Source organism: Humibacter ginsengisoli (assembly GCF_054780095.1).
The window spans coordinates 752,250-764,875 of sequence record NZ_BAAGWZ010000006.1; the positions used below are offsets into that span (position 1 = coordinate 752,250).

Here is a 12,626-nt window from a genome sequence, read left to right on the forward strand (position 1 = left end):
GGCCATTCTCTCAGGGTGCGGCTGGGCAACCGCCGGTGCAGGCATCCACCGCGCGATCCTGCGTGCGATGTCGCTCGACATGCCTAGCGACTGGCGGGCGGCTCCTCGAGGTCGGATGCCAGCGCCGCGCGGATGTCCGCAACAGTCGCGTCGACCGACGCATCGGAGCGGAAGACGGCACCGAACTCGTCCGGCTGCAGCGGTTCGAGCGTGGCCAGCTGTGAACCGAGCAGGTCGGCGGGCATGTACTCGTGCACCCGCACGGCGAGCCGCTGTTCGAGAGTCTCCGGCTGGGGGTCCAGGTGCGCGAAGAAGGTGTCGGGCGCATACGACCGCAGCAGATCGCGGTAGCGGCGCCGGAGCGCACTGCACGCCACGATCACGCCGTCTCCCACCGCGAGGCGCTCACCGATGATCCGCAACCACGGCTCGCGGTCGGCATCCGTCAACGGGATGCCTGCCCGCATCTTCTCCTTGTTCGCCGCCGGATGCAGATCGTCGCCGTCGATGAACACCCGGCCGGAGACGTCTGCCAGGGCATTGCCGACGACGCTCTTGCCCGCGCCCGACACCCCCATCAGCACGATCGCGGGAAGGTGGACGGGAGGAACGACGGTCATGCAGTCCATTCTGGTCGATCGCCGTCGTTGCCACTCACCGGCGAAGGATTGCCCGATCCGGCGCACGTCATCGTGCCGACGCGGCGGCGGTGCGTTCCGATGGAACAGGGCCGGTCGAACCCCTGACCGTGAGGTGAACCGCGAGATGCTCCGCTCTCGGCGCGTGGTCCTTGGTGGAGAAGTGGCCGATGAGTATCTCCGTCGCCGTTCTCCCGGCCCGTTCTCCCGACGTGGTCACGGTCGTCAGCGGCGGCGTGACGAACGCCGATCCGAAGACGTCGTCGCACCCGATGACACTGATGTCTTCGGGCACGCGGATGCCGCGCTCCCGGAACCGGCCGAGCGCACCGATCGCCAACGTGTCGTTGAAGAAGACCCCAGCCGTCGCCATACTCAGCGAGACCGCGTCGGCCGCCGCTGCACCGGCCGCCAGCGAAGGATGGAACGCGCCGATCGGCACGATCTCCGCCTCGTGGTGCTGTGCGGCGTCGCAAAGGGCCGCGTAACGCACCCGATCGGTCCACGAGTTCTCCGGCCCCCGGACGTAGGCGATGCGACGGTGGCCGAGACTGGCCAAGTAGTCGACGGCCTGCGCCGCGCCCGCAGGTGTCTCGATCACGACGCTGGACAGGGATTCGACCTCGCGGTTCACGACCACGACGGGCACGGCGTCGGCGACCGACCGGAGTGCGTCGTCGCTCGTTCGCGGCGCCACGACGACGATGCCGTCGACCGTGCGGGCAAGATCGGTCAGCCAGGTGGCTTCCACCGAAGGTGACTCGTCGGTGCTCACCAGCAGGTGGAAGTAACCCGCTGTCTGCGCCTGGCCCTGGCTGCCGCGTACGAGGTCGTAGAGGAACGGATTGGTCAGATTGGGCACGACGAGACCGATGGTGCCGTGCGTGCGCCAGTCATCTGCCTCCGGCAGAAGTGCTGAGAAGTAGCCCATCTCCCTGGCTTTGCGGGCGATCTTCTCGTACATCGACGTGCTCACCCGATGGGGATTGCTCAAGGCGCGCGACACCGTGGAGGGAGCGACACCGCAGGCCTGCGCGATAGCCGTGAGGGTGACATGCCGCGGATGGCGGCGTTGGGGCACGACCACGAACGCTCCGATCTGCAAATTGATTGGCAACAATTGTGCCAGTATTGCATCGATTCCAGGCCTGACACCAGTAGATCGCTGCCATCCGAGCATGCTGGACTGCACAGAGTTGGCACAATCATTGAACCTCGAGTGCGTCATATCTATCGTGAAGTCACCCCAGCTCTGCAGTTCCGTGAACCGTCGATGGAGACGAAATGACTGAGATTGCACTCCCCAAGAAGACGCCTGTGAAGGCGGCCGTGGCCGCCTGGATCGGTACGACACTCGAGTACTACGACTTCGCTGTGTATGGCACGGCGTCGGCGCTCGTGCTGAACGTGATCTTCTTCTCGCCCGACCTGCCCGAGGGCATCAGCGTCCTGCTCAGCATGGCGACCCTGGCAGTCGGCTACGTGGTCCGCCCGATCGGCGCGCTCATCCTCGGCCCGCTCGGCGACAGGTTCGGCCGCAAGTTCGTGATGATGCTCACGCTGTTCGGCATCGGCGGCTGCACCTTCTTGATCGGATGCCTGCCCACCTACGCTCAGGTCGGCGCTCTCGCACCCATACTGCTCGTCGCCATCCGCGTGCTCCAGGGCCTGTGCCTCTCCGGCGAGCAGGCGAGCGCCATCACGATGAGCCTCGAACACGCCTCGGACCAGCGGCGCGGGTTCGTGACGAGTTTCACCACGTTGGGCGCCTCCTCGGGCACGCTGCTGTCGATGGTCGTGTTCCTCCCCTTCACGGTCCTGCCCGAGTCGCAACTGCTCGGCTGGGCGTGGCGGATCCCGTTCTGGTTCTCTGCCGTGGTCGTCGTCGCCGCTTACCTGATCCGTCGCCGCATGCACGAGCCCCCCGCATTCGTTGCCACGCAGGCGATCAAGGTGCACATCGCTCCCCTCAATCAGGCCGTACGCTTCCACTGGCGGGCTATTCTCCGTGTCGCGCTCTGCGCGCTCATCGCGGGCACGAGCTACATGATGCAGACCTTCTCGGTGGCCTTCGGAACCGGCGGATACAAGCTCGACAAGGCGACCATGCTGCTGGTCACGACGGTCTCGGCCGTGATCGCGCTCGGGATCACGCCGCTCTCCGGATTCCTGGTGGACAAGATCGGCCGCAAGACCATGTTCCTCATCGGAACCGCCGGCGTCGGCATCACGATGGTGCCCTACCTCTGGTCGATCACGACCGGCGACTGGGCACTGATCTTCCTGTTCGGCATCGTCAACTACAGCCTCTTCTACTCGGTGGTGAACGCATCCTGGCCCTCGTTCTTCGCCGAGATGTTCCCGAGCCGGGTGCGCGTCTCCGGCCTCGCCGTGGGCACCCAGATCGGTTTCGCCGCCTCGGGCGCGATCGGCCCCGTGCTCGCGACCGCGCTGGCAGGCAGCGCGCTGACGGGGTGGGTTGGGCCGTCCATACTCGCGCTCGGGTTCATGGTCGTGGCAGGTGCATCGGCCCTCACGGCGAAGGAGACTCGCAAGTACACGCTCGACGATCTCGACGAGGTGCAGCAGAGCGACCATGAGAAGGCTGCGGTCACCGCCGCCACGGCACTGCCGACGGTGGCGCCCGCTCCGTGAACGCAGCGACCTGCTGACGCGCGATCTGGTTCCCCGCGATCGAAGGATGGAGATGATGTCACGCAGCATCGATCTGGTGGCCGACCTGGGCGAGGGCTTCGGCCCCTGGTCCATGGGCGACGATGACGCCCTGCTCGAGATCGTCACCTCGGCGAACGTTGCCTGCGGCTTCCACGCCGGCGACCCACGGATCATGGATCGCACTGTCGGCGAGTGCGTGCGCCGCGGCGTGCACGTCGGAGCGCATCCGAGCTTTCCGGACCTCGTCGGCTTCGGCCGGCGCACGATGGATGTGACCGCCCACGAAGTGCGCACCGACGTCGTGTATCAGCTCGGAGCCCTGGCCGCATTCGCCGCGTATCACGGCACCCGCCTGACGCACCTCACCCCGCACGGCAGGCTCGGGAACCTCGTCGGGACCCGCGCGGACTATGCGGATGCCGTGGTGGATGCCATTCGTCACGTCGACCCGTCGCTGCGCGTGCTCGCGCAGGACGGCTGCCTCGCGGACGCCGCCCGCGAGGCCGGCATCCGGGTGTCGATTGTCGGGATCGCCGACCGGGCGTACGAAGACGATGGCACGCTGGTGCTTCGCTCTCAGCCCGGTGCGGTCATCCACGACGCCGACGAGATCGCTCGGCGAACGGTACGCATGGTGACAGAGGGCGTTATCGACAGCCGCAACGGCGCGGCGATCCCGGTCGCCGTCGACACTGTTCTCCTTCACGGCGACAACGCGGAAGCCGTCGAGCTGGCGCGGCGGATCCGACGCGACCTGGAGTCCTCGGGCGTCACGATCGCGGCGCCCAAGGAAGATGGATGAGCGCTTGCGCGAAGGGAAGCGGACACGGATGAGCCCTGTCAGCGAGCGCGACGTGCGCGTCTCGGAGTGCGGTCCCGCCGCACTCCGCGTCTCAGCGCGTCTCGGTGACCGGGAACTCGACTGGCGTGTCGTACACGGGCTCTCCCGCCGACTTTCCGAGCGGCAGGAGCCCGGGCTCATCGGCTCGATCCCGACGTACGAGTCCGTACTCGTCGAGTTCGACCCGACTGCCACGACCGTGGCGGCGGTGGCCGAGCACGTGCGGCAGTTGTTGCGCACCATCGACCCTGGTGAACCCCTCGAGACGGCGCCTCGCACGTTCGTCGTGCCCGTGCTCTACGGCGGGCCATGGCAGGACGACCTCGACGAGGTCGCGCGCCTGACGAACCTCGACTCCGAGGAGGTGATCCGGCGGCATCTCGAGCCGTCCTACACGGTACGTTGCCTCGGCGCTCCCGGCGGATCCCCCATGCTCGACGGTCCCGACTTTCCGGTCCCGATCCCCCGGCTTGCAAGCCCTCGCGCCAGCGTGCCCGCGGGCGTCGTCTCACTCGCAGGGCGACAGGCCACGATCGCCCCCGCAACGTCGCCAGGAGGGTGGCGCGTCATCGGCCGTACGCCGCTGTCGTTCCTCGACCTGGCCCGCGAACCGCTCGTGCCCTACCTGCCCGGCGACGTGCTCCGCTTCGAGCGGATCGACGAGGATGCGTTCGAGCGCCTGTCCGGCCTCGCGCTCGTTCCCGACGGAACGATGACGCACACTCCCGCGACCGGAGCACGAGCATGAGCATGAGCGGGACATTGCGGATCGAGACGGCGGGCAACGCGGTGGTCACCGACCTCGGGCGACCGCGCGGCCCCGCGATGGGATTGCCCACAGGCGGCGCGAGCGACCAGTACTCGGCACGCGTGGCGAACATCCTCGTCGCGAACGACGATGACGCCCCGCTCATCGAGGCGACCGCGTTCGATCTCTCCTTCGTCGCCGAGGTCGACCTTCTCATCGCGGTGACCGGCGCGCCCATGACGCTCCTCGTCGACGGTGTCGAGCGCAGCATGTGGGAACCAGTGTCGATCTGTGCGGGCCAGCACGTGGTTCTGACCGAGATGTCGGCGGGCCTGCGCACCTACGTGGCCGTGCACGGCTCCTTCGACGTGCCGCTGCTGCTCGGCAGCTGTGCCCCGGATACCGGCGTGGGCTTCGGCGTGCGCCTCTCCGCCGGTTCTCGTCTCGACGTGCGCACCTCGATCGGGCCCGTCGTGAACCCGTACTTCGACATGTCGCTTTTCAACCTCGGAGTGCTGGTCCCCTACTTCGGCGACGACGTCGTCGTGAAGGTCACCGACGGACCCGACGAGGACGAGTTCGCGGGCACCTCAGGGCGACTCTTCCAAGCCCCGTACACGGTGACGGAGAAGAGCAACCACATCGGCCTTCGCATGACGGGCCGGCTCCCGGTGCGCACGAGCACCGCGGAGGTGCTCTCGCGTGGCGTACCCGTCGGCGCGGTCGAGGTGCCGCCGGGCGATGAGCTCGTCGTGCTTCACAGGGGTCGCGGCGTGACGGCCGGTTACCCCGTTCTGGCTGTGGTGACACCGGTCTCGCTCGACGATCTCGGCCAGGCCAGACCCGGGCAACGCGTGTGCTTCCGGCACATCACCGTCGAGCACGCTGCCCAGGATGTCCGCGAGTGGCGCATCCGCCTCCAGCAGCTGCGACGCCGCGTCGCCGCCATCTACTCGGCCCTCGGTCTCGCCGAGCCGCTCGGGATCGAACGCCGGACCACCGACAGAGAGGAACCCCGTGCCTTACAGCGACTATGAGACTGCGCTCGTCACCGGTGCATCGACCGGGATGGGAGCCGCGATCGTCCAGAAGTTCCGCGAGCGCGGCCTACACGTGCACGCCGTGGCACGCGACGCTTCCCGCCTCGCCGAGCTCGCCGAACGGACCGGGGCCGTCGCGCACGTCGTCGACCTTGCCGATGTCGACACGCTCGAGGCGGAGCTGGGCGCCATCCCGGCGGACATCCTCGTGAACAACGCCGGTGTGAGCGCGACCGGCAACATCCTCGACGCCTCTCGGCAGACGGTGGATGCGATGGTCGACGTGAACCTGCGGGCCGCGCTGCACCTCGCCCGCCTTCTCCTGCCGGGGATGGCCGAACGGGACCTCGGCCATGTGATCAACATCTCCAGCATCGCCGGCCGATACAACTTCTTCGGCCACACGGCTTACCACGCCACGAAGGCGGCCGTGTCGCAGCTCTCCCGGCAGCTTCGCAACGACGTCCTGGGCAGGCGTATCCGGGTCACCGAGATCTGCCCCGGGCGCGTCGAGACCGAGATCTTCGGCCGCAACTTGGGCGGAACGCCGGAGGCGATGGCCGAGGCGTGGAACACCTATTACGAGGGTTTCGAGTCCCTCACCGTCGACGACATCGTGAACACCGTCGACTTCGCCATTGACGCCCCGAGACACGTCAACCTCGGGCTTATCGAGATCACCCCGACATTCCAGGTTCCGGGTGGTCTGACCTTCGACAGGAGAGACGCATGACGAACACCGTCGGCCTACCCAAGCTGAGCACTGCCCCGCACGTCACCACGCGCATCCAACGGGCCGACCCGGAGAGCATCGAGCGACTCGGAACGTTCAGCGCCGCGACCATCCACGAGGCTCAGGGTCGTCGCGGGGCAGTCGCCTCACGCATCAAGCCCATCGATCCGGGAATGTCGTTCGTCGGCTCCGCCTTCACCGTCGTCTGCGCTCCGCGCGACAATCTCATGCTGCAAGTCGCCATCCACTTCGCACAGGCAGGAGATGTGCTCATCGTCTCGGCCGGAGAGCTCGCGGATGCAGGCACCTTCGGCGGCGTGCTCGGCAACGCGTGCAAGGCGAAGGGCATCGCCGCGCTGGTCACCGACAGCGGCGTGCGCGACACACGCGAGCTCCGCGAGCTCGGCCTCCCCGTCTTCTCCGGCAGCATCTCGATCAGGGGAACCGTGAAGGAGACGCTCGGTCACATCAACCAGGCGGTCGTGCTCGGTGGCGAGCTCATCCGCCCCGGGGACGTGGTGAAGGGCGACGTGGACGGCGTCGTCGTGGTGCGGCGCGAGGAGGTCGACGACGTCATCGCGCTCTCCGCCGACCGCGACGCGAAGGAGGAGGAACTGGTCGAGCTGTACAAGCAGGGCCGCACGACCATCGACCTCTGCAACCTCCACGACGTGCTTCGTGCGAAGGGCATCACGACCGACCTCGACGACATCGACCCCTACCAGGGCCTGGGCACCCGATGAGCGCTCCGGCTAAGAGAGATGAGCACAGATTGAGCGCGGCAGCATTCTCCCTGGCACAGCGGGTGAGCAGGATCCGGATCTCGCCGAGCCTCGCGGCCGCGCAACGGGCACGCGAGCTGCGCGAGGCCGGCCGGACGATCGTAGACTTCACCGCGGGTGAGCCCGACTTCGACACCCCGCGCCACGTCAAGGATGCCGCCATCGCTGCCATCGAGGCCGGCGAGACCAAGTACACCCCGGTGAACGGCACCGCCGTGCTGCGCAACGCCATCCGCGAACGGATGCTGCGAACCTCCGGCATCCGTTACGGGGACTCGCAGATCACCGTAGGAGGCGGCGGCAAGCAGCTGATCAACCTGGCGTTCGCCGCGACGCTCGACGCCGGTGACGAGGTCATCGTTCCTGCGCCCTACTGGGTGTCGTATCCCGACATGGTGCTCATGAACGATGGCACGCCGGTCCCGGTGCAGACCAGGCAGGAGGACGGATACCGGCTCACGCCCGAGGCGCTGCGCGCCGCCATCACACCACGGACGAAGTGGCTGGTACTGAATGCTCCCGGCAACCCGACGGGCGCCGTCTACGATCGCGCTTCGCTGAAGGCGATCGCGGCCGTTCTCGCCGACTTCCCGCACGTGTGGGTGCTCTCCGACGAGATCTACGACGAGATCCTCTACACCGACGAACCATACGTGGGGTTCGCCGAGGCCGCGCCAGAGCTTCGCGACCGCACCCTGACAGTGAACGGCGTCTCCAAGGCGTATGCGATGACCGGCTGGCGTCTCGGCTACGCCGTGGGCGACGAACGCCTGATCGCCGCCATCAACAAGCTCCAGTCGCAGAGCTCGTCGTGCCCGTCGTCGATCAGTCAGGCTGCGGCGGCCGCGGCTCTCACTGGAGACCAGACATTCGTGGCGGAGTGCTGCGACGCCTATCGCGCGCGGCGCGATCGCGCCGTCGCCGCTCTCGATCGCGTACCGGGGCTGTGCCCCAGCGTGCCGGATGGCGCCTTCTACCTCTTCGTCGGATGCTCGGGGCTCATCGGCAAACGCAAGCCGTCCGGCCAGACGATTCAGAACGATCTCGATGTGACGCTCTATCTGCTCGAGCAGGCAGGGGTCGCCGTCATCCAGGGGTCCGCCTACGGCAGCGAGCCGTTCTTCCGTATCTCGTTCGCCACCGGCGTCGACCAGATCGAGCGCGGGACGGCGGCCATCGCCGACGCGGTCGCGAAGCTGTCATAGGTGCGGCGCTGAGCCAGCGCCGAGCTTGGTCGCCTGCGATCAGGGAACGCCTCCGGCTGGCGTCATCGCTCAGAAGCGAAGAAGCACCTTGCCGGAACGCGCGGCATCGCGCGCGGTCTCGAACGCCTCGAGTGCGTCACTGACGTCGTACTCGTGCGTGACCACGGGTTCGACATAAAGCGAGCCGTCGGCCAATGCGGCCAGCACCTGATCGATCTCGCCGTTGAAGCGGAACGATCCGAGCAGGTCGAGCTCGCGCGTGATGACGAGAGAGAGGAGCGCGGGCTGCTCCCCGGTGGGCTGCAGACCCACCATCACGACACGACCGCCGCGGGTCGCCCCGCGCACTGCAGAGGCCAGTCCCGGCCGGGAACCGGATGACTCGAACACGACGTCGGCGTCGACCGCAGCGATCGCTTCGGCATCGCGCGCATCGATGGTGCGGGTGGCGCCGAGCTGCGCGGCGATCTCTCGTGGATGCTCGTGCAGATCGGTCACGACGATTTCCGCCGCTCCGGCGCGCCGTAGCACAGCCACCACGAGCGCTCCGATCGGCCCGCTTCCGATGACGAGGGCACGACGGCCCGCGACGTCGCCCGCGCGACCGACGGCATGCCAGGCGACGGCCGCGGGTTCGGCCAGCGCGGCGTCGCGAAGTGAGAGGCCCGTGGGAAGGGGGCGGAGCATCCTCGCCGGCAGATTCACCTGCCTGGCGAAGCCGCCCTGCCTGTGGGGCAGATGTGCTGCGCTGCCCAGATAGGTGGACCCCGGCGACAGATTGGGCCGGTCGCGCGGGTAGCGCGAACCGTCGCCGGCGCCCTCGGTGAGCGGGTGCACGGCGACGTCGACACCGGCTGCCGGTCCCGTTCCGTCGGCTGCCGGCGCCACGACGGTGCCGACGACCTCGTGGCCGAGCAGGAGCGGCTCGCGCAGGATCGACTCCCCGGCGGCCCCGTGCAGCCAGTAGTGCAGGTCGGATCCGCAGATTCCGCCGTAGGCGATGCGCACCACGGCCTCAGCGCCGGTCGGCGCCCTCTGCTCGATGGGCTCGATCCGCAGGTCGCCCTGGCCGTGCACGACCACCCCGAGCGACCGATCGTCGGTTCCGGTCATCGTCTTCACACTCACTCTCGAATCGGACGCGTCTACACGACGGCAGTCATGCCGCCGTCGACGAACAGCGTCTGCCCGTTCACGAAATCGCTCGCGGAACTCGCGAGGAACACGGCGGCGCCCACCAGGTCGTGCACGTCTCCCCACCGGGCGGCGGGAGTTCGCCCGCGCACCCACCCCGAGAATGCCGGATCGTCGACCAGCGCCTTGGTCAGTTCGGTTGCGAAGTAGCCCGGCGCTATGGCGTTCGCCTGGATGCCGTGCGGCCCGAGGTCAGCGCAGAGACCCTTCGTGAACATCACGATGGCGCCCTTCGTGGCCGAGTACGGCGCGATCGAGGGCCGGGCGAGCTGCGACTGCACGCTGCCGATCTGGATGATCTTGCCCGAGCCTCGCTCGATCATTCCGCGCGCGAGGCGGCGCGAGAGGTAGAAGACGCTGGACAGGTTGGTGCGTAGCAGCTCGTCCCAGTCGGGATCGGTGAACTCGGCGATCGGCGCGCGGCGTTGCACACCGGCGTTGTTCACCAGGATGTCCGGGGTTCCGAACTCCGCTTCGATCGCCGCGATCCCGGCATCCACGGCGGAGGCATCCGTCACGTCGAACGTGCGGCTGTGCGCCTGCACCCCGTTCGCCGCGGCGATCTCGTCAGCTGCTCCGGCCGCCTTCGCCGCGTCTCTCCCGTGCACGATCACGGTCGCACCGGCGGCCGCCAGCCCCTCCGCGAGCGCTCGTCCGATGCCCTGGCTCGAACCGGTGACCAGCGCGGTCCTTCCCGTGAGGTCGAAGGCGGACAGGCCCCGGGGAGCGTCGAAGGTCATGAGCCGATCATACCATCATGCTGAACGTAGTTCATTGTGCTGAACACCTGTTACCGCTTGGTAGTCGCTTGCCGCAGCGCCTCGGGCTGCAGATTCATCGGGTTGGACATCCGGTCGGCGACCTCGCGCAACGCATCGACGACGACGTGCAGAGCAGTAGCCGAAGCGCGGGACTCGACCAGGGAGGCACCCAACGCGATCGGCACCTCGCCGCTGGACTGCGGCGGAACGACGACCGCGACGCCGGCCAGGCCCGGGTAGACCTCGCCGTGGTCGATGCTGTAACCGCGCTCGCGCGTCTCCGCCAGCTTGCGCCGCAGCGCGTCGAGGTCGGTCACGGAGCGATCGGTGAACGAAGGGCGGGTCGCTTCGTCGGCGAAGCGCGTGGCGATCTCGGAGTCGGGCAGGTGCGACAGCAACGCGACGCCTACGGCGGTGATCGAGGCAGGATACTTCGAGCCAATGCCCGCGGAGAACCGGAAGGGCGCACGCCCCACGTGCGTAGCCAGGTAGAGCACATTCGTGCCATCGAGCACAGCGAGCTGGCAGCGCTCGTTGCTCAGCACCTCCGACTCCGCGCAGGCGCGATAGAACTCGAGCACGGGGTCGAACGAACGCAGGTAGTCGCCCCCGAGCTCGACGATCCGTCGCCCCAGCTGATAGCCGGCTTCGGTACGCCGGATCAGCCCACCCTCTTCAAGCGCGCCGCACACATTCAGCGTCGACGACTTCGCCGCACCGAGCGCCCGGGCGAGTTCGCTGAGGGTGACGGCACCTGCCGCCTCACCCAGGATGTCGAGGATGCGGACAGCCCGGCTCACCGCCGGTGCCTTGTCCCCCTGAACCTCTCGTGTCTCGGGTTCCATGCATTCTCCTGCCCGTTTCGAGCTCAGTAGAAGTCGACGACGTCGACGACGTTGCGCAGCGGTCGTCCGTCGAGCAGCCGCGTCGCATTGCCGGCGAACAGCTCGGCGAGCCGCCGATCCTCGGCCGCGGTCAGCGCGGCGGTGTGCGGGCTGATCAGGACCCTCGGATGATCCCACAGCGAACTGTCGGCGGCCAGCGGCTCGACCGCGACGACGTCGAGCGCCGCGAAGCCGACGTGTCCGTCATCGAGCGCAGCCATGAGCGCGGCTTCGTCGATCACCGTGCCGCGGCCCACGTTCACGACTGTCGCCCCGGGACGCAGAGCGGAGAAGAATGCGTCGCCGAGCATCCTTTCGGTCGCTGCCGTACCCGGCAAGGCGGCCACGACGGCGTCGACGCGGCTCGCCGCCTCGACGATGCGGTCGGGGTGCACGAGCTCATCGACCGATGGGACGGGCGCACCATGTCTCGACACGCCCACGACGCGTGAACCGAACGCCTTGAGGAGCCGGGCGATCTCCTTGCCGATGCCGCCGAGCCCCAGCACGAGCACGGTCTGCTCGGCGAGCTGTGCCATCTCGAAGCGCCCGCTCCACTCGTGCCGCTTCTGCTGCGCCGTCAGCCGTGGCAGCCGCTTGGCGCCGGCGAGCAGACCGAACAGCGCGAACTCGGCGAGCGGTCCGCCGTGGACCCCGGCTCCGGTCGTGAAGACCACGCGTTGCAGCTCGGCCGGGGTCAGTCCCGCCGCCTTCACCTGGCTGCCACCACCGGCGGCCATCACCTGCACCCAGCGCAAGCGCGGGTTTGCACGAACGACGTGGCGCAGGGCGGCCGGATCCACGTCGGGAATGCCGTAGAGCGCGTCCGCGTCCTCGAGCATCGCCTCGAAGCGAGCCTGCTGCTCGTCGGTGCGCCGGAACGACGGGTCGCCGGAGAAGTCGGCCGGATGCCTCATCGTGGGAAGCAGGTCCTGATCGCGCACGAGCCGCACCCGCGGTTCGAGCCGCTCGATCAGTGCGCACAGCTCCTCGCTGAGCGGTGTCGCCACGGCGACATTCAGACGTTGCTGGGTCATCGGCCGGTCTTCGGTCATCGTGGCCTCCATCGAGCGGGTGTATGACGGCCATGTTACCCGTGCATTCACTCACGTGAACAGCGTTCG

The 12,626-nt window shown here is 68.1% G+C and carries 13 protein-coding genes; 7 read left to right on the forward strand and 6 right to left on the reverse strand.

Features of this window, described 5'->3' with window-relative positions; genetic code table 11:
* Positions 1–83 precede the first annotated feature (83 nt).
* Together ACYVI5_RS11815 and ACYVI5_RS11820 are read right to left on the reverse strand one after the other, a co-directional pair.
* Positions 84–620, reverse strand: coding sequence for a gluconokinase (locus tag ACYVI5_RS11815; protein WP_460534689.1), 537 nt, complete (start codon positions 618–620; stop codon positions 84–86).
* A 67-nt stretch (positions 621–687) separates the two neighbouring features.
* The gene (locus ACYVI5_RS11820) at positions 688–1,866 is read right to left on the reverse strand and encodes a LacI family DNA-binding transcriptional regulator (RefSeq protein WP_460580331.1); all 1,179 of its coding nucleotides are present in this window, start codon (positions 1,864–1,866) and stop codon (positions 688–690) included.
* A gap of 56 nt (positions 1,867–1,922) precedes the next feature.
* Between ACYVI5_RS11820 and ACYVI5_RS11825 the strand changes: the two genes are divergently transcribed.
* Genes ACYVI5_RS11825 through ACYVI5_RS11855 form a run of 7 tightly spaced genes read left to right on the forward strand, consistent with a single transcriptional unit; the run spans position 1,923 to position 8,663 of the window.
* Complete coding sequence (locus tag ACYVI5_RS11825) at positions 1,923–3,293, forward strand: MFS transporter (protein ID WP_460580332.1); 1,371 nt, start codon at positions 1,923–1,925, stop codon at positions 3,291–3,293.
* 55 nt (positions 3,294–3,348) lie between these two features.
* Positions 3,349–4,116, forward strand: coding sequence for a LamB/YcsF family protein (locus tag ACYVI5_RS11830; RefSeq protein ID WP_460580333.1), 768 nt, complete (start codon positions 3,349–3,351; stop codon positions 4,114–4,116).
* 28 nt (positions 4,117–4,144) lie between these two features.
* Positions 4,145–4,903, forward strand: a complete 759-nt coding sequence (locus ACYVI5_RS11835) for a 5-oxoprolinase subunit B family protein (protein ID WP_460580334.1) — start codon at positions 4,145–4,147, stop codon at positions 4,901–4,903.
* A gap of 2 nt (positions 4,904–4,905) precedes the next feature.
* Positions 4,906–5,940 (forward strand): 5-oxoprolinase subunit C family protein, encoded by a 1,035-nt coding sequence (locus ACYVI5_RS11840; RefSeq protein ID WP_460580335.1) that lies wholly within the window; start codon positions 4,906–4,908, stop codon positions 5,938–5,940.
* Positions 5,921–6,676: an SDR family oxidoreductase gene (locus ACYVI5_RS11845; protein WP_460580336.1), complete on the forward strand. Its 756-nt coding sequence runs from the start codon at positions 5,921–5,923 to the stop codon at positions 6,674–6,676. Before ACYVI5_RS11840 ends, ACYVI5_RS11845 begins: the two co-directional genes overlap by 20 nt.
* Positions 6,673–7,419 carry an RraA family protein gene (locus tag ACYVI5_RS11850; protein ID WP_460534701.1) on the forward strand — a complete coding sequence of 249 codons (747 nt, stop codon included), beginning with the start codon at positions 6,673–6,675 and terminating at the stop codon, positions 7,417–7,419. The genes ACYVI5_RS11845 and ACYVI5_RS11850 overlap by 4 nt, the downstream gene beginning before the upstream one ends.
* 29 nt (positions 7,420–7,448) lie before the next feature.
* Positions 7,449–8,663 carry an aspartate transaminase gene (locus ACYVI5_RS11855; RefSeq protein ID WP_460580337.1) on the forward strand — a complete coding sequence of 405 codons (1,215 nt, stop codon included), beginning with the start codon at positions 7,449–7,451 and terminating at the stop codon, positions 8,661–8,663.
* A 69-nt stretch (positions 8,664–8,732) separates the two neighbouring features.
* On the opposite strand, the gene ACYVI5_RS11860 is transcribed toward ACYVI5_RS11855, so the two are convergent.
* From ACYVI5_RS11860 to ACYVI5_RS11875, 4 genes are all read right to left on the reverse strand, one after another.
* Positions 8,733–9,776: an L-idonate 5-dehydrogenase gene (locus tag ACYVI5_RS11860; protein WP_460580598.1), complete on the reverse strand. Its 1,044-nt coding sequence runs from the start codon at positions 9,774–9,776 to the stop codon at positions 8,733–8,735.
* 32 nt (positions 9,777–9,808) lie between these two features.
* Positions 9,809–10,597, reverse strand: coding sequence for a Rossmann-fold NAD(P)-binding domain-containing protein (locus ACYVI5_RS11865; RefSeq protein WP_460580338.1), 789 nt, complete (start codon positions 10,595–10,597; stop codon positions 9,809–9,811).
* A 50-nt stretch (positions 10,598–10,647) separates the two neighbouring features.
* Entirely contained in the window at positions 10,648–11,418 is a 771-nt protein-coding gene (locus tag ACYVI5_RS11870) for an IclR family transcriptional regulator (RefSeq protein WP_460580339.1), read from the reverse strand.
* Between the two features lie 68 nt (positions 11,419–11,486).
* Positions 11,487–12,557 (reverse strand): D-2-hydroxyacid dehydrogenase, encoded by a 1,071-nt coding sequence (locus ACYVI5_RS11875; protein WP_460580340.1) that lies wholly within the window; start codon positions 12,555–12,557, stop codon positions 11,487–11,489.
* Between the last annotated feature and the right edge of the window lie 69 nt (positions 12,558–12,626).